We start from the raw sequence: 18,839 nt of genomic DNA on the forward strand, positions 1-18,839 counted from the left end.
GGTGCCCGGGCCCAAGTGCAGCGCGGCAGGGCCGCGCGGGTGCCGCTACTGGTTCTGGTTCTCACCGCGGTAGTACTCGTACACCCAGCCCCACAGGCCGATCAGGATGATCGGGGCCGAGAAGTACATGAGCCACCAGCCGAAGATGACGCCCATGAACGCGAGCGCGCCACCGATGCCCAGGGAGAGCGGCTGCCAGCTGTGCGGGGAGAAGAACCCCAGCTCGCCCGCCTCGTCGGCGACGTCGGCCTCCAGGTTGTCCTGGGCCATCTCGTCGACTCGCTTGGCCGTGAAGGCCAGGTAGTAGCCGATCATGACGCTCAGGCCGAAGGCCAGGAAGAGCGCGGTGGTACCGACGGGCTCCTTCGACCACACGCCGTACACGACGGCCATGATCAGGATGAAGAAGGAGAGCCAGAGGAACATCTTGCCCTGGATCTTCACTTGCCGGCCTCCTTGTCACCGGTGAGCGCCGTGGTGCCGCCGGCGATGTGGTCCTCGAGGTGGTCGAGGGCCGCGATCTCGGGGTGGTGCAGGTCGAAGGCCGGGGACTCGGAGCGGATCCGCGGCAGCGTGAGGAAGTTGTGCCGCGGCGGCGGGCAGGAAGTCGCCCACTCCAGCGAACGGCCGTAGCCCCACGGGTCGTCGACCTCGATCTTCTCGCCGTACTTGGCCGTCTTCCAGACGTTGTACATGAACGGCAGGATCGACAGGCCGAGCAGGAACGAGCTGATCGTCGAGACCGTGTTCAGCGCGGTGAAGCCGTCGGCGGCGAGGTAGTCCGCGTAACGACGCGGCATGCCCTCGGCGCCCAGCCAGTGCTGCACCAGGAAGGTGCCGTGGAAGCCGATGAACAGCGTCCAGAAGGTGATCTTGCCGAGACGCTCGTCCAGCATCTTGCCCGTGAACTTCGGCCACCAGAAGTGGAAGCCCGCGAACATCGCGAAGACCACGGTGCCGAAGACGACGTAGTGGAAGTGCGCGACGACGAAGTACGAGTCGGAGACGTGGAAGTCCATCGGGGGCGAGGCCAGGATGACGCCGGTCAGACCACCGAAGGTGAAGGTGACCAGGAAGCCGATCGTCCACAGCATCGGAGTCTCGAAGGACAGCGAGCCCTTCCACATGGTGCCGATCCAGTTGAAGAACTTCACACCGGTCGGTACCGCGATCAGGAAGGTCATGAAGGAGAAGAACGGCAGCAACACACCACCGGTGACGTACATGTGGTGGGCCCACACGGTCACCGACAGGCCGGCGATCGCGATCGTCGCCGCGATCAGGCCGATGTAACCGAACATCGGCTTGCGGGAGAAGACCGGGATGACCTCGGAGACGATGCCGAAGAACGGCAGCGCGATGATGTAGACCTCTGGGTGTCCGAAGAACCAGAAGAGGTGCTGCCAGAGCAACGCTCCGCCGTTCGCGGCATCGAAGATGTGCGAACCGAACTTGCGGTCGGCCTCCAGCGCGAAGAGCGCGGCGGCCAGCACCGGGAAGGCGAGCAGGACCAGAACACCGGTCAGCAGCACGTTCCAGGTGAAGATCGGCATGCGGAACATCGTCATGCCGGGCGCGCGCATGCAGATGATCGTGGTGATGAAGTTGACCGAGCCGAGGATCGTACCGAAGCCGGAGAAGGCCAGGCCCATGATCCACATGTCGGCGCCGATGCCCGGCGAGCGGACCGCGTCGGACAGCGGGGAGTAGGCGAACCAGCCGAAGTCGGCGGCACCCTGCGGGGTGACGAAGCCGGCCACCGCGATGGTCGAGCCGAAGAGGTACAGCCAGTACGCGAACATGTTTAGCCGCGGGAACGCCACGTCGGGCGCGCCGATCTGCAGCGGCATGATCCAGTTCGCGAATCCGGCGAACAGCGGCGTCGCGAACATCAGCAGCATGATCGTGCCGTGCATCGTGAACGCCTGGTTGAACTGCTCGTTCGACATGATCTGCGTGCCCGGACGGGCCAGCTCGGCGCGCATGAAGAGCGCCAGGAGGCCGCCGATGATGAAGAACACGAACGACGTGACCAGATACATCGTGCCGATGGTCTTGTGGTCGGTGGTGGTGAGCCACTTCACGACCACGTTGCCCGGCTGCTTGCGCCGCACCGGCAGCTCGTTCTCGTACGAGTCGGCCGCGGCGGCACCGTGGGATTCGTTGAGGATGCTCACAGTGTGTTCGTCTCCGCATTCCGGGCCGGGTCGGTCTGCTTGATGCCGGCCGGGAGGTAGCCGGTCTGCCCCTTCTCCGCCAGCTCCTTCAGGTGCGCCCGGTACTCCTCGGGCGAGACCACCTTGACGTTGAACAGCATCCGGGAGTGGTCGACGCCGCAGAGCTCGGCGCACTTGCCCCTGTAGGTGCCCGTCTCGGTCGGGGTGACCTCGAAGACGTTGGTGTGGCCCGGGATGACGTCCTGCTTGAACAGGAAGGGGACCACCCAGAAGGAGTGGATGACGTCGTTCGACGACAGGATGAAGCGGACCTTCTCACCCTTGGGGAGGTAGAGGGTCGGCCCGGGGTCGTTGGTGTCCGGGTTCCGGTCGCCGGGGACACCCTTCTGGTAGACGCCCTCGGCGCCCGCGGGGAAGTCCTTGGTGAAGCGGTCCGGGATGGAGGCGAGCTCCTTCGGAACCTCGCCCGCCTTCGGGGTCGCCGCGTCGCCGTCGACGTTCTCGATGTAGTTGAAGCCCCAGCTCCACTGGAAGCCGATCACGTTGATCGTGTGCGCCGGCTTGGCGGAGAGGGAGAGCAGCTTCGACTCGTCACGCGCGGTGAAGTAGAAGAGCACCGAGACGATGATGAGCGGGACCACGGTGTAGAGCGCCTCGATGGGCATGTTGTACCGGGTCTGCGGGGGGACCTCCACCTTCGTCCGGCTGCGCCGGTGGAAGATGACGCTCCACATGATCAGGCCCCACACCAGGATGCCCGTGATGAGCGCGGCCGCCCAGGATCCCTGCCACAGGGAGAGGATGCGCGGCGCCTCCTCGGTTACCGGAGACGGCATTCCGAGGCGGGGGAAGTCTTTCCATGTATACGAGCAACCAGTGGCGGTCGCCAGGACCACGCCCGCAGTCAGCGCCTGCAGCAGCTTCCGCCGCATCGGGCGCCGCGGCGAGCGGTCGGAGCCGTAGGGACTCACGTAGCGCCTTCCCGAGAGTCTCGGCCCGCGCGGCCGGCCGCGGCCGTGTTCGGGTCGGTCGCCGGCCCTGACGCAGGCAGGGGTTTGGATGTTTATGCGGACCAAACCCTACTGGACGCTATTTGGGGTCGCGCGGGGAGGGTGCCCAACGCGCCGCTACTGCCCCCGAAGGGATGGATCCGCCGTACGGGGGACAGTGCGAATGGCCCTGAATGGCGGGTTCCGGCCCCCATCTGACGCCCCCTGACCTCGAACGCGGGGGCCGTGTCCCACCCGTCGCCCGGCCACCACCCCTCAAGGACGCGCTTCGCACGGCACCTGCTTTACCGTGACCGGATGCCGTACTTCGACAGCGCGTCCGCCGCCCCCCTGCACCCCGTGGCCCGGCAGGCGTTGCAGGCCTCCCTCGACGAGGGCTGGGCCGATCCGGCCCGCCTGTACCGGGAGGGCAGGCGCGCCCGGCTGCTACTGGACGCGGCGCGGGAAGCCGCCGCGGAGGCGGTGGGATGCCGCGCCGACGAGCTCGTGTTCACTCCTTCGGGGACGCACGCGGTTCACACGGGGGTCGCGGGGGTCCTCGCGGGGCGCCGGCGCGTCGGAGAGCATCTCGTCGTATCAGCGGTCGAACACAGTTCTGTCTTCCATGCGGCGGCGGCGCACGAGGCGCGCGGAGGGACGGTGACCGAGGTCCCGGTGGACCGCTCGGGCACGGTGAGCCCCGCCGGATACGCGGACGCGCTGGCCCCGACGACCGCCCTCGCCTGCCTCCAGTCGGCCAATCACGAGGTGGGCACCGTCCAGCCGGTGGCGGAAGTGGCCGAGGTCTGCCGGGCGGCCGGGGTGCCGCTGCTGGTGGACGCGGCGCAGTCGCTGGGCTGGGGTCCGGTCGAAGGTGCCTGGTCCGTCCTGGCCGCCAGCGCGCACAAGTGGGGCGGCCCGCCCGGGGTCGGCCTGCTGGTGGTCCGCAAGGGAGTCCGCTTCTCGCCTCAAGGCCCGGTGGACGAGAGGGAGTCGGGGCGCTCCCCCGGTTTCGCGAACCTCCCGGCGATCGTGGCGGCGGCGGCGTCCCTGCGGGCCGTACGGGCCGAGGCCGACGCGGAGGCGGACCGGCTGCGGATCCTGGTGGACCGGATCCGGCGGCGGGTGGTGCGGCTGGTCCCCGACGTGGAGGTGGTCGGCGATCCGGAGCGGCGGCTGCCGCACCTGGTCACCTTCTCCTGCCTGTACGTCGACGGGGAGGCCCTGCTGCACGAACTGGACCGGGCGGGCTTCTCGGTCAATTCGGGCTCGTCCTGCACGAGCTCCACGCTGACCCCCAGTCACGTGCTGCGGGCGATGGGCGTGCTGTCGGAGGGAAACGTACGGGTGTCCCTCCCGCCGGGGACCACGGCGGAGGAGGTCAACGCGTTCCTGGAGGTGCTGCCGGGTGCGGTGGCGGACGTACGGGAACGGCTCGGCGTCTCGGAAGCCCCGGCGGTGGCGCCGGTGGCGGACTCGCTGGAGCTGGACGCGCTCGGGCTGCGGTGCCCCCAGCCGGTCATCGAACTGGCCCGGGCCATCGGCCGGGTGTCGGTGGGCGGCACCGTGACCGTCCTGTCGGACGACGAGGTGGCGCGGCTGGACATCCCGGCGTGGTGCGCGATGCGGGGGCACGAGTACGTGGGCGAAGCCCCGCGCGAGGTCGGCTCCGCCTACACGGTCCGCCGCCTGGTCTGACGGGCCCACCCCCGGGCTCCGCCCGGACCCTTCCCAGCTACCGCCGGGCGGTGCCCCCAGCCCTCAAACACCGCAACGTTGCAGGCTGGCGCCGGGCACAACCCAGCCCCGCCGGCGTTTGAGGCGCGGGGTCCACATCCAGCCTCGCCGGCGTTTGAGGCGCGGGGTCTAGGGCGGCGCCCCAGGAAACCCGGCTCCGCCGGGCACCGGGCTCCGCCCGGACCCGCTCCTCAAACGCCGGAGGGGCTGGGCCAGCCCCTGCGGGGCCGGGGCAGGCCCGGGCCCGGCCGGGCTCAGCGGCACTGGCAGGGGCAGCGGCAGCGGTTAGGCCAGGTGCGCCTGGACCTCGGAGGCCGCCTCGTCGCCGTAGGCCTTCGTGAAGCGCTCCATGAAGTGGGCCCGGGCCAGGGTGTACTCCTGGGTGCCGAGCGTCTCGATGACCAGCGTCGCGAGCATGCAGCCCACCTGCGCCGCGCGCTCCAGGCCGACCCCCCAGCCCAGCCCGGTCAGGAACCCGGCGCGGAACGCGTCGCCGACACCCGTCGGGTCGATCTTCGCGGTCTCCTCCGGGCAGCCGACGACGATCGACTCCGCACCGACCCGCTCGATCCTGACGCCGCTGGAGCCCAGCGTGGTCACGCGGGTGCCCACCTTCGCCAGGATCTCCGAGTCCGTCCAGCCCGACTTCGACTCGATGAGGCCCTTCTCGTACTCGTTCGAGAAGAGGTACGTCGCACCCTCCATCAGGGTGCGGATGTCGTCGCCGTCCATCCGGGCGATCTGCTGCGAGAAGTCGGCGGCGAAGGGGATCCCCCGCGTCCGGCACTCCTCCGTGTGGCGCAGCATCGCCTCGGGGTCGTCGGCCCCGATGAGGACGAGGTCGAGCCCGCCCACCCGGTCCGCGACCGCCTTCAGCTCGATCAGACGGGCTTCGCTCATCGCGCCCGTGTAGAAGGAGCCGATCTGGTTGTGGTCGGAGTCCGTGGTGCACACGAAGCGCGCGGTGTGCAGCACCTCGGAGATCCGGACGGACTCGGTGTCGACGCCGTGCCGGTCCAGCCAGGCGCGGTACTCGTCGAAGTCGTAGCCGGCGGCTCCGACCAGGATCGGGCGGCTGCCCAGCTGCCCCATGCCGAAGCAGATGTTCGGGCCGACACCGCCCCGCCGGACGTCGAGGTTGTCGACCAGGAAGGAGAGGGAGACCGTGTGCAGCTGGTCGGCGACCAGCTGGTCGGCGAAACGGCCGGGGAAGGTCATGAGGTGGTCGGTGGCGATGGAGCCGGTGACTGCGATGCGCACGGCGTGGACGCTCCTGCTGAGGACGGCGAGGGACAGTCAAAACTACCCGGTGAGCGACCCCAGGCCGAACCCCAGAAACTACCCCTTAGTAGCTCTTTCTTCGCGCGAGCTCCGATGTCTACGGTGCCTCCATGACCTATACCGACGGTTTCGGCTACTCGGAGTCCCCCGACATGCGCGGCGTGGAAGGTCCACGGCAGCCCGGCTTCGCCCGGCTGCTGGGAGACTGTGCCCGTATGGCTCCCCACTGGACGGTCACGGCGGACCCCCGGCCGGCCCGCGTGGCGCCCTCGCAGATCCACGGGATCAGCGTCCCGCCGGCCTCGGCGCGGCTGATCGCCTCCACCGCCGCGTACGGGGACCAGTAGGCACCAGTAGGCACCAGTAGTAGGCAGGGAACCGGTTGGGCGCCTGTTCCGTCACACCCGCATCAGTTACGGCGGGACCGGTGAAGGAGCGATGCGGTGACCAGCGAACAACCCGACACATCACGCGGCACACGACGGCGGCCGGCCTGGGCCGTCGGTTCGATCGCGGCCGCCGTCCTGCTCACGGGCGGCGGCACCGCCTACTGGGCGTCCACCGCCCACGGCGACGGCGCGTCGGGCCACCGTACGGGCGAGAGCGCGGCCTCGGCGCCCCGCGACGCGGGCGACCCCTCGGGGCCCGGCATCGCGCCCGGGGAGCCGGATCCGTCCGGCGGCGGGGTGGTCTACCGCGCCGACGTGAAGCTCCCCGAGGCCCCGGCCACCGCGCCCGCCTTCATCGCCTCGGGAGAGGTCACCTCGGCGGAGGTGGCCCGGCTCGCCGCGGCCCTCGGCATTCCGGGCGCCCCGCGGCTGAACGGGGACGTCTGGCTGGCCGGGGAGGCCGCCGACGGCTCCGGTCCCCGGCTCACGGTGACCCGTACGGCTCCGGGAACCTGGAACTTCTCCCGCTTCCAGGCGTCGGGGGGCAACGGCACCGGGGACGACTGCGTGCGCGGCAAGGACACGTGTGGCCCCGCCACCCTCCCGCGGGACCTGGGCGGCGCCGGCGCCGACGCGGGCCCGGGCAAGCCGGTCTCCGAGGAGGCCGCCAAAGCCGCCGCCGCTCCCGTGCTGGCGGCCGCGGGGCAGGGCGGGGCGAAGCTGGACGCCCGGCTCGTCCAGGGTTCGGTACGGGTGGTGAGCGCCGACCCGGTGGTCGGCGGGCTGCCCACGCAGGGCTGGTCCACCAAGGTGAGCGTGGCTTCCGACGGCTCGGTGATCGGGGGCAGCGGCGAGCTGAAGGCCCCCGTACGGGCGGCGGAGCAGCCGGTGGTCGGAGCCGTGGAGGCGCTGGCCCGGCTGAACGAGAAGTCGAGCGGATCGGACGGCACCGGCCCCGGCCCCAGCGGCTGTGCGAGCTCGGTCCCGGTGGATCCGGACAAGCCGTTGGGTCCCACGGACACGCCGCCGTGCAACCCGGAGCCGCGGCCCATGAAGCCTCCGCGCACGGAGACGGTCAAGGGCGCCGCGCTCGGCCTGGTCGCCGGGTCGGTGGACGGGTCACGGGGTCTGGTCCCGGCCTGGCTCTTCGAGGTGGCGGGCCGGGGCGGCGCGCCCGGCCACACGGTGGCCCAGCCGGCGGCAGCCCAGGAGAGCACCCCCGGCCCGAAGGACGGTCGGACCGTGCCCGGATTCTCGTACGCGGAGTCCGACCGGAAGCTGACCGTGAACTTCTGGGGCAGCGTGTGCAGCACCTACGCCGTGGAGGCGCGGGAGCAGGCGGAGTCCGTCATGGTGAAGATCACGGACACCCCGAACCAGCCCGGCCAGGCCTGCATCATGCTCGCGCAGGAGATGTCCCTGACGGTGACGCTGCAGCAGCCGCTGGGCGACCGGAAGGTGATCGACGCGACCACGGGCAAGCCGCTCCCCCGGCAGTAGCCGGCACGCGGTCGAGGGCATACGGCGAGGGCCCGCCTCCGGTCGGATTCGACCGGAGGCGGGCCCTCGTCGTGCGGGCGGTCCAGGCTCAGCTGAACGAGTCGCCGCAGGCGCAGGAACCCGTGGCGTTCGGGTTGTCGATCGTGAAGCCCTGCTTCTCGATGGTGTCGACGAAGTCGATGGAGGCACCGTGGAGGTACGGGGAGCTCATCCGGTCCGTGACGACCTTCACACCGTCGAAGTCCTTCACGACGTCGCCGTCGAGGGACCGCTCGTCGAAGAAGAGCTGGTAGCGCAGGCCGGAGCAGCCACCGGGCTGGACGGCGACGCGGAGCGCCAGGTCATCGCGGCCTTCCTGCTCCAGCAGGGTCCTGACCTTCTCGGCGGCGGCGTCGGACAGGAGGATGCCGTCGCTCACAGTGGTCTTGTCGTCCTGTACGGACATCTGCATTCACTCCCGAAGTGGGCGGCTCCCCGCCGGGGGCGGGGAAACGTCGGACTCTTGCCGTCGGTGGCAACGAGCGGGACCGCGGATTCATTCCGGGACCCGACGCTTGTTTCAGATATTCCATGCTCGCACACCGTGCGCGGGGGCGGATCCGAGGAATCGAAGGCTGATGCGTCACATTGACACTATCGGGCATCGTCAAACTGACATGAAGCAGTTATGATAGATAGCGTCAAGTAGACGAGAAGTCGAAGCGATGATTCAGAAGTCCCTTGTCGCAGAACAGAAAGGGTGCGTGTCGTGACCACCGCCCAGCCTTTGGACGTCCAGCCGACGCCCCTCGCCCTGCTGCTGCTCGGCCGTGAGGCCGACCCCAAGAGCGAGCGCGGGGTGGAGTGCCCCGGCGACCTGCCCTCGCCGTCGGACCCCAACCTCGTGGAGCGCGCCCGGGCGGCCAAGGAGAAGCTCGGGGACAAGGTCTTCATCCTCGGCCACCACTACCAGCGTGACGAGGTCATCGAGTTCGCGGACGTCACCGGTGACTCCTTCAAGCTGGCCAAGGACGCGGCCGCGAAGCCGGAGGCCGAGTACATCGTCTTCTGCGGCGTGCACTTCATGGCGGAGTCCGCGGACATCCTGACCTCGGACGACCAGAAGGTGGTCCTGCCGGACCTGGCCGCCGGCTGCTCGATGGCCGACATGGCCACCGCCGAGCAGGTCGCGGAGTGCTGGGACGTACTGACCGAGGCCGGTGTGGCGGCCGACACGGTGCCCGTCTCGTACATGAACTCCTCCGCTGACATCAAGGCCTTCACCGGCAAGCACGGCGGCACGATCTGCACCTCGTCCAACGCGAAGAAGGCCCTGGAGTGGGCGTTCGAGCAGGGGGAGAAGGTGCTCTTCCTCCCGGACCAGCACCTGGGCCGCAACACCGCCGTCCGCGACATGGGCATGTCCCTGGACGACTGCGTCCTCTACAACCCGCACAAGCCGAACGGCGGCCTGACCGCCGAGCAGCTGCACAACGCCAAGATGATCCTCTGGCGCGGGCACTGCTCGGTCCACGGCCGGTTCTCGGTCGACTCCGTGAACGACGTGCGCGCCCGCATCCCCGGCGTGAACGTCCTGGTCCACCCCGAGTGCAAGCACGAGGTCGTGGCGGCCGCGGACTACGTCGGCTCGACGGAGTACATCATCAAGACGCTGGAGGCGGCCCCGGCCGGTTCCAAGTGGGCCATCGGCACCGAGCTGAATCTGGTCCGCCGCCTGGCGAATCGATTCGCCGCCGAGGACAAGGAAGTCGTCTTCCTCGACAAGACGGTCTGCTTCTGCTCGACGATGAACCGCATCGACCTCCCGCACCTGGTGTGGACCCTGGAGTCCCTGGCAGAGGGCACCCTCGTCAACCAGATCCAGGTCGACAAGGAGACGGAGAGCTTCGCGAAGCTCGCGCTGGAGCGGATGCTGGCGCTCCCGTAGCGGCCGGTGGGACGCGTTTGCCGAAAGGGACACCCTGCGGGGTGTCCCTTTCGTTTAATCTCCCCGGTACGGAGGGGAGTTGATCGCGATGACGCGGTACATCGAGGTGCTGACCGACACGGGCGCGGACACCGACGGGCAGCAGCAGGAGGAGGCCCGCGCCGAGCTGGTCGCGGCGCTGGAGGAACTGGGCGTGGACGAGGTCCGCGTACGGGAGCTGCCGGCCGAGCCGGGCGCCAAGTCCGGCGGCCTGACCACCGCCGAGATCCTGGTGGCCGTGGGACCGCCGCTGTTCGCGGCCGTGGTCGCGGCCTTCGAGTCCTGGGTGCAGTGGGCCTCCTCGCGGCAGGTGCGCGTACGCCTCGGGGAGAACGAGTTCGAGGCCGGGCGGCTGAGCGCGGAGGAGCGGCAGCGGCTGGTCGACCACTTCATCGCGCACACCTCTCCCGCCCGGGAGCCGTCCGATGGCGCTGCGTGAGGCGCTGGTCATCGGCACTTCCACGTACGAGGACACCCGGCTGAACCGGCTCCGCTCGCCGGGGCTGGACGCGATGGAGCTGTCCGAGGTGCTCAGCGACCCGGGCATCGGCGGCTACGCGGTGCGGCCGGTCATCGACCAGAGCGCGCATGTCGTCCAGCGCGAGATCGAGCGCTTCTTCGTGCGCCGCAAGCCGGACGACCAGCTCCTGCTGTACCTGTCCTGCCACGGCATCAAGGACTCCAGGCTCCAGCTGTACTTCGCCGCCTCCGACACCGACCGCGACCTGCTGGATTCGACCTCCGTCCCGGCGGCCTTCGTCAACAATCAGCTGACCCGCTGTGCCTCGCGCAGGATCCTGGTGCTGCTGGACTGCTGCTACAGCGGGGCGTTCCGGCCGGGCGGCACGAAGGCGGCGGACACGGCCGTGCACCTGCTGGAGGAGTTCAAGGACACCGGCGTGGCCGTGATCACCGCCACGGACGCGCTCCAGCAGGCCTGGGAGGGCGACGGCACGGTCACCGAGACCGGCGAGGGCCAGCTCTCCGTCTTCACCTCGGCGGCGGTGGAGGGGCTGCGCTCGGGCCGCGCGGACCGCGACGGTGACGGCTGGATCTCGGTGGAGGACCTGTACGCCCACGTGCGGGAGGAGATGCTGGCCCGCGACGCCCGCCAGAACCCGCTGCGCTGGATCCTGGGCGGCCAGGGCACCCTGAAGATCGCCCGCCGGGCCGCCACCGGCTCGCCGCTCCCCCTCCTGCCTCTCCCACTGCCCCGCAGCCTCCCCGCCCTGGGCGGCCTGGCCACCGAGCTGCTGGCCGGCATCGCTCCGGCCGCCTCGGTGCTGCGCCGGACGCTGGGGCCGCACCCCCGGCCGGTGCTGCTCACCGGGGAGGACGGGATGCCGTACGTCAGCACGGACACGAAGGAGATCGTCGCCGCCCTGCCCACCGAGCCGGGCTACGCGGCGATGGGCACCGGGCTGGTGCGCGACCTCGTGGCCGACCAGTACCGCCGGGGCAAGGACGGCGCCGCGACCGCCGCCGTGCTCTTCGAGGCGGTCGTACGGGGCCTCCAGCCGTCCCTGGCCGCGGGGACGCACCCGGTGGTGCTGGCCCGCGCCGTGCCCCTCGTCTTCGAACAGGCGCGAGGCATCCTCATGCGGTTCACCATGCCCATGGAGCTCGACCCGGTCACGCGGCTCGTCCAGGCCGTCACGGCCGCGTGCGACGACGAGGAGATCGGCGTGACGGTGGGCAGAGCGGTGTACCGGACCGGCCCGGCCGGAGCCGTCATCGTCACGGAGTCCGCAGGCTTCGGAATCGGCCTGGAGGTCTCCTACGGCTGCTCGATGGCGGCCGGCTACCTGTCGCCGCAGTTCACCACGGACGAGGTGAACGGAGAGGCGGTTCTGCACAACGCCCAGGTGCTGCTCTGCGCCGAGCCGCTGACCCGGGTGGAGGACGTGCTGCCCGCGCTGGAGCTGGCCATCGGCCGGCCGCTGCTCGTCGTGGCCCCGGCGGTCGCGGGGGAGGCGCTGGCCACCCTCGCGGTCAACGCCCAGCAGAAGACCTTCGCTTCGATCGCCGTCGCCCTGTCCCCCGCCCTGCTGGGAGATCTCGCGGTCTTCACGGGCGGCGGCCTCTACCGGGACCTCCCGGGCATCCGGAACCCCAAGAAGGAATACTTCGGCCAGGCACGTCAGGTGGTCTCCACACGCAGGAGAACGGTCCTGATCGGTGGCGGCGGCGCCGACGGGGGCGCCGGCACCGAGCTGAGGGCCAAGGTCGGGGAGATCTCGGTGGGCGGCACGACCGATGACGAGGTCCGCAGGCGCATGGCGCTGGCCCGGCGAGCCGTGCACGCCGGCCGGGCCGGGCTGCTCCACGGTCTGGTGCCGGGAGGGGCCGCGGCCCTGGCGAAGACCGGTCACGGCCTTGCCCCCATGGCCGACGGGGCGGCGCCGGATTTGGCCGGGGCCCTGCGCAAGGCCCTGGCCGAACCGCTGCTGGCGCTCGCGAGGAACCGCGGCGAGCCCGACCCGGAGGCCGTGCTGCGGCGCGTGCGGGACGAGTGGCCGGGGTTCGGCTACGACGCGGCGCGTGGCGGGTTCCACCCCAGCGGGACGGCGGGGGTCTGGGAGCCCACCACGACGTCCTGGGCGATGCTGCACGCGGTCGAAGCCGCCGTACTCCGCTACCTGTCGGTCATCTGAGCGCAGGCGTCCCGGCGCAGGCGTCCGGGCACACGCGCAGGGGGCGCCCGGAGATTCCGGACGCCCCCTGTGGCCTTGAACGGGTCAGACGTTCGTCAGACGTTCACCGGGGACTCGTCCTGCGACGGGGCCGGAACGACCCTCAGCCGGGCGACCTTCTTCGCGCGGCGGCGTTCCTTGCGGAGCTCCACCATCGTGTAGAGGGTCGGCACCAGAAGCAGGGTCAGCAGGGTGGAGCTGACCAGGCCGCCGATCACCACGACCGCGAGCGGCTGTGAGATGAAGCCGCCCTCGCCGGTGACGCCCAGCGCCATCGGGAGCAGCGCGAAGATCGTCGCCAGGGCCGTCATCAGGATCGGGCGCAGACGGTGCCGGCCGCCCTCGAGGACCGCTTCGACGACGCCCAGGCCCTGGGCGCGGTACTGGTTGATCAGGTCGATCAGGACGATCGCGTTGGTCACGACGATGCCGATGAGCATCAGCATGCCGATCATCGCCGGGACGCCCATCGGGGTGCCGGTGACCAGGAGCAGGCCGAGTGCGCCGGTGGCCGCGAACGGGATGGAGACCAGCAGGATCAGCGGCTGGATCAGCGAGCGGAAGGTCGCGACCAGCAGCATGAACACGATCGCGATGGCCGCGAGCATGGCCAGGGCGAGCGAGCCGAACGCCTCGTCCTGGTCCTCGGAGACACCGCCGATGGAGGCGGTGGCGCCCTCCGGCAGGTCCAGTCCCTTGAGCTTCGTCTGGAGCTCGGCGCTGACCGCGCCCGTGTTGTCGCCCAGCGGCCTCGCGGTGATGGTCGCGGCGCGGGCGCCGTCGATCCGGGTCATCGCGACCGGGCCGGGGACCTCCTTGACCTCGGCGATGTCGCCGAGCTTCAGCGGGCCGACCGGGAGCGCCTGCAGTTCGGCCAGGGTGGTGGCCGGCCGCGCGGACCTGATGACGATGTCCCGCTCGGTGTCGTCCAGTACGGCCTTGCCCGCCGGGTTGCCCCGTACGGCCTGCGCGACGATCGCGCCGAGCGCGGCCTGGTTCAGGCCGGCTTCCGCCGCCTTGGGGGTGGCGGTCACCGAGATCCGGGGTACGGACTGGGAGAGGTCGCTCTGCACGTCGGTGACGTTGTCGAGCTCGGCCACCTCGGCGCGGACCTGCTCGGCGGCCCGGGCGAGGATCGCGGCGTCGCCGGCCTTGACGACCACGCTGAGGTTCTGGCTGCCGAAGGCGTCGCCCGCCGAGATCCGGGTGTCGCCGATGCCGTCGAGCCCGGCCAGCTGTTCCTCGATCCGCTTCTTCACGGCCTCGCCGTCGCCCGCGTCCTTCAGGGAGACCTGGTAGGAGGCCTGATGGGAGCCGGTACCACCGCCGAAGGCCGCGAGGAAGCCGGAGGAACCGACGGTGACCTGGTAGCTCTTGACCCCCTCTACGGAGGCCAGCACCTTCTCGATCTTGCGGCTCGCCTCGTCGGATGCGGCCAGCGAGGTGCCGGGCGCCAGCTCCTGCTTGACCGTCAGGACCTCCTGCTCGCCCTGGTCGAAGAAGTTCGTCTTCAGCAGCGGCGTCATGCCGAAGGTGCCGACGAGCACGACCACCGCGATGGCCACACTGGTCAGCCGGCGCCGGGTGGCGAAGCCGAGGACGCGTACGTAGAACCGCTGGAGCCTGGATGCCGCCTCCTTCTCCTCGGCGTCACGGCGTGCCTTCTCCGGATCCTCCGCGGCGCCCTTGGGCGCGCTCAGGAACCAGTACGAGAGCACCGGTACGACCGTCAGCGAGACGAGCAGCGAGGCCAGCAGGGCCGCGGTGACGGTGAGCGAGAAGGAGCCGAAGAGCTCGCCGATCATGCCGCCGACGAGGCCGATCGGCAGGAAGACGGCGACGGTGGTGAGCGTGGAGGCGGTGACCGCGCCGGAGACCTCCTTGACCGCGGTGATGATGGCTGTCTCGCGCTCCTCGCCGTAGCCGAGGTGGCGCTTGATGTTCTCCAGGACCACGATCGAGTCGTCGACCACGCGGCCGATGGCGATGGTGAGGGCGCCCAGGGTCAGCATGTTGAGCGACAGGTCGCGGGTCCACAGCACGATGAGCGCGAGGACGACGGACAGCGGGATGGAGACCGCGGTGACCAGCGTCGAGCGCAGCGAGGCCAGGAAGACCAGGATCACGATCACCGCGAAGAGCAGGCCGAGCAGACCCTCGGTGGTGAGGCTGGAGATGGACTTGGCGACGGCCGGGCCCTGGTCGCTGACCACGGTCAGGTCGGCGCCGGCGCCGAGCGTGGACCGCAGCTCGGGCAGCTTGTCCTTGACGGCGTCGGAGATGGCGACGGCGCTGCCGTCCTTGTCCATGGTGAGGACGAGGGCGAGGCTGGGCTTGCCGTTGGTACGGGTGATCGAGGCGGCCTTGGCGGCCTCCTGCTTCACCGTGGCGACGTCGCCGAGGCGCACGGCCGGCTTGCCGGGGCCGGAGGCCAGGCGCAGGTCTTCCACCTGGGCGAGGGAGGTGTAGCCGGCACCGACGCGGACCGTGCGGTTCTTGCCCGCCTCGTCGAAGGAGCCGGCCGGTACGGCCGCGCCGCCCGCCTGGAGGCCCTGGGCGAGGGCGGCGCCGTCGAGGCCGGCGGCCGCGAGCTTGGCGTCGTCCGGGGTGACGGTGACCTGGAGGTCCTGGACGCCGTCGACGCTGACCTGACCGACGCCTTCGACGTCCGACAGGACGGGGACGACGGAACGTTCCAGCTGGTCGGCCAGCGCCTGCTGGTCCTTGTCGGAGGTGACGGCGAGGATGACCGTCGGGATGTCGTCGGTGGAACCGGCGACCACCTGCGGGTCCACCTCGGCGGGCAGCCGGACGCGGGCCCGGTTGACGGCCTGCTGGACGTCGGCGACGAGCTGCTTGGTGCCGCTGTCGCCGTAGTCGAAGGTGGCCATGATGAGGGCGTTGCCCTCGCTGGCGGTGGAGGTGATGCCGGTGATGCCGTCGACGCCCTTGAGCATGGCCTCGATCGGTTCGACGACCTGCTTCTCCACCACGTCGGGCGAGGCGCCCTGGTACGGCGCGAGCACGGACACCATCGGCAGTTCGATGGAGGGCAGCAGCTGCTGCTTGAGCTGCGGGATGGCTATGGCGCCGAAGAGGAGCGCGACGATCGACACGAGGCCGACCAACGCCCTTTGGGCAAGGCTGAAGCGGGACAGCCACGACATGGGTATGAGATCTCTCTGCAGTGACGAACGCGAGGGCACTCCCACCCTGTCCCATGGCCCGGGGGCGTTTCGTCGCTCGCAGGTGCCGTCCTTATGTGCGGCATACCGCGTCCGTAGTACGCCGCACTACTCCAGCGCTACTCCGCGCGCGGGCGGACCAGTCCCGATTCGTAGGCGATGACCACCAATTGGGCCCGGTCGCGGGCGCCGAGCTTGGCCATGGCCCGGTTCACGTGGGTCTTGACGGTGAGCGGGCTGACCTCCAGCCGTCCGGCGATCCCGTCGTTGGACAGCCCCGCGGCGACGTGTACGAGGACCTCGCGCTCCCGGACGGTCAGCGCGGCGAGCCGCTGCGCGTGCATCCCGGCCGAGGCTCCGGCGGCGGCCGGGTCGGCGCCGCCGCCCTGGGCGAGGAAGGTGGCGATGAGCCCCTTGGTGGCGGCCGGGGAGAGCAGCGCCTCACCGGCGGCGGCGACGCGGATGGCGTTGAGCAGTTCCTCGGGCTCGGCGCCCTTGCCGAGGAAGCCGGAGGCGCCGGCCCGCAGGGCCGAGACCACGTACTCGTCGACCTCGAAGGTCGTCAGCATCACCACGCGCACGGCGGACAGGTCCGGGTCCGCGCTGATCATGCGGGTGGCGGCGAGCCCGTCGGTACCGGGCATCCGGATGTCCATGAGCACGACGTCGGCGCGCGTCTGCCGGGCGAGCGCGACGGCCTGCGCCCCGTCGCAGGCCTCTCCGACGACCTCCATGTCGGGCTCGGAGTCGACGAGCACCTTGAAGGCGCTGCGCAGCAGGGCCTGGTCGTCGGCGAGCAGCACCCTGATGGGCGGTGCGGAGGGCAGGTCCGTCGCAGTGTGGTCCACGGGGTGAGCGTACGTGGGCGCGCCGGGCGCCCCCCTAGCCGAGGGCGAGGACGATCAGGGCGGTGGTCGCCGCGACCTCGGCCAGGGCGCCGAAGACATCGCCGGTGACGCCCTCGAAGCGGCGTACGCAGCGCCGGAGCAGCAGTTCCGCGGCGAGCAGGGCGGCCAGGACGGCCGCCGCGTGCCGGCTGGCGGCCGGGAGGCCCAGCGGGAGGGCGGCGGCCGCGGCCGCGGCGACGGCGAGCACGGCGATCGCGGCGGCCCCGGCGCGCGGTACCACCCCGGCGACGGCGGCGCCGAGCCCCTCGGGGCGGGCCGGAGGGACGCCTTCCCGGGAGGCCAGGGTCATGGCGAGGCGGGCGGCCACGGCGGCGACCACGGCGGCGAGGGCGCCGCGGATCCAGCTGTCGGCGTACACCTCGGACAGGGCGGCCACCTGTACCAGCATCACGATGACCAGGGCCACGACGCCGAAGGGGCCGATGTCGGACCGCTTCATGATGCGCAGTGCCTCATCGGCCGGTTTGGCGCTGCCCAGGCCGTCCGCCGTGTCGGCGAGGCCGTCCAGGTGCAGTCCCCGCGTGAGCGCGGCCGGTACGGCGACGGTGACGGTCGCGGCGAGCAGCGGTCCCCCGCCGGACAGCAGCAGGATCACCCCGGGGACGGCCGCGAGCACACCCACGACCAGCCCGGCGAGCGGGGCGCAGGCCATTCCGCTGCGGGCGGCGGGGCGGTCCCAGCGGGTGATGCGGGCGGGCAGCACGGTGAGGGTGCCGAAGGCGAAGCGGACGCCGTCGAGGAACGAGGCGCGTTCCGGGGGCGTCAGAGGCGGGCTGTCGAACGAATCTGTCATCGGCGCGAACGCTACCCGCTCGGCGGGAGCGGTAAGTTACCCAATACGTGCCAAACAGGGAGTCAGTGCGATGGGTCACTGGTGGTATCGGAACATCGTCGAGCCGGGAAAGCTGCCGCTGCTGCTCGCCCTGCTCTCCTTCGTGATGTCGTTCCTCGTCACCCGTGTGATCACCCGGATGATCCGGGCCGGGAGGGGCCCCTTCAAGAACGTCACCCCGGGCGGTCTGCACATCCACCACGTCGTGCCGGGGGTGATCCTCGTGATCGTCGGCGGCTTCGGCGCGGTCGGCAGCGGCGGGCACAGCTTCGGCGCGGGGCTCTCGGCCGTGATCTTCGGGTTGGGCGCGGGCCTGGTCCTCGACGAGTTCGCGCTGATCCTGCACCTCGACGACGTCTACTGGAGCGAGCAGGGCCGCAAGAGCGTGGAGATGGTGGTCGTGACGGCGGCGGCGGTGGCCCTGGTCCTGGGCGGGTTCCTGCCCTTCGGGGTGAACGACCTGACCGCCGAAGAGCGCCAGAGCCGGGGCCTGGTCGCCATGAACGTGGCCATCGGCTTCTTCCTGTCCCTCATCGCCCTGTGGAAGGGCAAGGCGCGCACCGCCCTCTTCGGTGTGATCGTCCCCTTCGTGGCACTGGTCGGCGCGATCCGGCTGGCCCGGCCCGGGTCCCCGTACGCGAAGAGGTTCTACGCGAACCGCCCGCGCGCCCGGGCCAAGGCGGGACTGCGCGCGTTCCATCACGACCGGCGCTGGGCGGGGCCCCGCCGCAGGTTCGAGAACTTCATCGGCGGGACTCCGGATCCGGAGCGGACCGTCTCCCTGGAGAAGCCGCCCCGGCCCTGATGCCCTGATGCCCCGACGGCGACGGGCCCTCCCCCGGCAAGGGGGAGGGCCCGTCTGACCCGCGCTCTCGTGTCGGTGGCCCGCCGTGCGGCTCAGCTCGGGATCAGGCCGTCGTCGCTGAGCATCTCCCTGACCTCGTCGAGGCTCGCGTCCGGGCCGGGCAGGATCAGCTCGGACGGCTCCAGCGTGGCGTCGGGCAGCGGCTCCCCGAGCCGCCGTACGGCTTCGAGCAGCGCGCCCAGCGTGCGCCGGAAGCCCTCCGAATCGCCGCTCTCCATCTCCGCGAGCAGCTCGTCGTCCAGCTTGTTCAGCTCGGCGAGGTGGCTGTCGGCCAGTACCACCTGGCCTTCCCCCATGATGCGGACAATCATGACGGG

Annotated in this window: 16 protein-coding genes; 7 read left to right on the forward strand and 9 right to left on the reverse strand. The window is 70.9% G+C overall.

Features of this window, described 5'->3' with window-relative positions; all coding sequences use genetic code 11:
• Nucleotides 1-45: 45 nt before the first annotated feature.
• From ACZ4TV_RS28475 to ctaC, 3 genes are read right to left on the reverse strand one after another with little or no spacing between them, the layout of a single operon-like run.
• On the reverse strand, nucleotides 46-444 hold the full coding sequence (locus tag ACZ4TV_RS28475; protein WP_030156117.1) for a cytochrome c oxidase subunit 4: 399 nt from the start codon (nucleotides 442-444) through the stop codon (nucleotides 46-48).
• Entirely contained in the window at nucleotides 441-2,177 is a 1,737-nt protein-coding gene (gene ctaD / locus ACZ4TV_RS28480; protein ID WP_468137905.1) for an aa3-type cytochrome oxidase subunit I, read from the reverse strand. The genes ACZ4TV_RS28475 and ctaD overlap by 4 nt, the downstream gene beginning before the upstream one ends.
• Nucleotides 2,174-3,148, reverse strand: a complete 975-nt coding sequence (gene ctaC, locus ACZ4TV_RS28485) for an aa3-type cytochrome oxidase subunit II (protein WP_468137906.1) — start codon at nucleotides 3,146-3,148, stop codon at nucleotides 2,174-2,176. The genes ctaD and ctaC overlap by 4 nt, the downstream gene beginning before the upstream one ends.
• A 336-nt stretch (nucleotides 3,149-3,484) precedes the next feature.
• Here ctaC and ACZ4TV_RS28490 point away from each other — a divergent pair, with 336 nt between their 5' ends.
• Nucleotides 3,485-4,864, forward strand: a complete 1,380-nt coding sequence (locus ACZ4TV_RS28490; protein WP_468137907.1) for an aminotransferase class V-fold PLP-dependent enzyme — start codon at nucleotides 3,485-3,487, stop codon at nucleotides 4,862-4,864.
• Nucleotides 4,865-5,188: 324 nt separating this feature from the next.
• Here the strand turns inward: ACZ4TV_RS28490 and ACZ4TV_RS28495 are convergent, their stop codons facing one another.
• Nucleotides 5,189-6,163: a carbohydrate kinase family protein gene (locus ACZ4TV_RS28495; protein ID WP_468137908.1), complete on the reverse strand. Its 975-nt coding sequence runs from the start codon at nucleotides 6,161-6,163 to the stop codon at nucleotides 5,189-5,191.
• Between the two features lie 173 nt (nucleotides 6,164-6,336).
• Between ACZ4TV_RS28495 and ACZ4TV_RS28500 the strand changes: the two genes are divergently transcribed.
• Together ACZ4TV_RS28500 and ACZ4TV_RS28505 are read left to right on the forward strand one after the other, a co-directional pair.
• Entirely contained in the window at nucleotides 6,337-6,531 is a 195-nt protein-coding gene (locus tag ACZ4TV_RS28500; protein ID WP_468137955.1) for a hypothetical protein, read from the forward strand.
• Nucleotides 6,532-6,627: 96 nt separating this feature from the next.
• Nucleotides 6,628-8,073, forward strand: coding sequence for a hypothetical protein (locus tag ACZ4TV_RS28505; RefSeq protein WP_468137909.1), 1,446 nt, complete (start codon nucleotides 6,628-6,630; stop codon nucleotides 8,071-8,073).
• A gap of 88 nt (nucleotides 8,074-8,161) precedes the next feature.
• Here the strand turns inward: ACZ4TV_RS28505 and erpA are convergent, their stop codons facing one another.
• Entirely contained in the window at nucleotides 8,162-8,518 is a 357-nt protein-coding gene (gene erpA / locus ACZ4TV_RS28510) for an iron-sulfur cluster insertion protein ErpA (RefSeq protein ID WP_030010511.1), read from the reverse strand.
• Between the two features lie 294 nt (nucleotides 8,519-8,812).
• On the opposite strand from erpA, the gene nadA reads away from it, so the two are divergent.
• The 3 genes from nadA (at nucleotide 8,813) to ACZ4TV_RS28525 (ending at nucleotide 12,693) form a co-directional block, all read left to right on the forward strand.
• On the forward strand, nucleotides 8,813-10,000 hold the full coding sequence (nadA, locus tag ACZ4TV_RS28515; protein ID WP_468137910.1) for a quinolinate synthase NadA: 1,188 nt from the start codon (nucleotides 8,813-8,815) through the stop codon (nucleotides 9,998-10,000).
• A gap of 88 nt (nucleotides 10,001-10,088) precedes the next feature.
• Nucleotides 10,089-10,478, forward strand: a complete 390-nt coding sequence (locus tag ACZ4TV_RS28520; RefSeq protein ID WP_468137911.1) for a hypothetical protein — start codon at nucleotides 10,089-10,091, stop codon at nucleotides 10,476-10,478.
• Entirely contained in the window at nucleotides 10,465-12,693 is a 2,229-nt protein-coding gene (locus ACZ4TV_RS28525; protein WP_468137912.1) for a caspase, EACC1-associated type, read from the forward strand. Before ACZ4TV_RS28520 ends, ACZ4TV_RS28525 begins: the two co-directional genes overlap by 14 nt.
• 95 nt (nucleotides 12,694-12,788) lie before the next feature.
• Here ACZ4TV_RS28525 and ACZ4TV_RS28530 read toward each other — a convergent pair whose 3' ends face one another.
• The 3 genes from ACZ4TV_RS28530 to cobS all read right to left on the reverse strand — a co-directional run bounded on the left by ACZ4TV_RS28530 (nucleotide 12,789) and on the right by cobS (nucleotide 17,618).
• Nucleotides 12,789-15,899: an efflux RND transporter permease subunit gene (locus ACZ4TV_RS28530; RefSeq protein WP_468137913.1), complete on the reverse strand. Its 3,111-nt coding sequence runs from the start codon at nucleotides 15,897-15,899 to the stop codon at nucleotides 12,789-12,791.
• Nucleotides 15,900-16,036: 137 nt separating this feature from the next.
• The gene (locus ACZ4TV_RS28535; protein WP_468137914.1) at nucleotides 16,037-16,765 is read right to left on the reverse strand and encodes a response regulator; all 729 of its coding nucleotides are present in this window, start codon (nucleotides 16,763-16,765) and stop codon (nucleotides 16,037-16,039) included.
• A 34-nt stretch (nucleotides 16,766-16,799) separates the two neighbouring features.
• Nucleotides 16,800-17,618, reverse strand: coding sequence for an adenosylcobinamide-GDP ribazoletransferase (gene cobS / locus ACZ4TV_RS28540; RefSeq protein WP_468137915.1), 819 nt, complete (start codon nucleotides 17,616-17,618; stop codon nucleotides 16,800-16,802).
• A gap of 70 nt (nucleotides 17,619-17,688) precedes the next feature.
• On the opposite strand from cobS, the gene ACZ4TV_RS28545 reads away from it, so the two are divergent.
• Nucleotides 17,689-18,462 (forward strand): hypothetical protein, encoded by a 774-nt coding sequence (locus ACZ4TV_RS28545; RefSeq protein WP_468137916.1) that lies wholly within the window; start codon nucleotides 17,689-17,691, stop codon nucleotides 18,460-18,462.
• A 92-nt stretch (nucleotides 18,463-18,554) separates the two neighbouring features.
• Here ACZ4TV_RS28545 and pspAA read toward each other — a convergent pair whose 3' ends face one another.
• Complete coding sequence (gene pspAA, locus ACZ4TV_RS28550) at nucleotides 18,555-18,833, reverse strand: PspA-associated protein PspAA (protein ID WP_468137917.1); 279 nt, start codon at nucleotides 18,831-18,833, stop codon at nucleotides 18,555-18,557.
• Nucleotides 18,834-18,839: the final 6 nt, after the last annotated feature.

This window comes from Streptomyces sp. NPDC028910 (assembly GCF_055564955.1).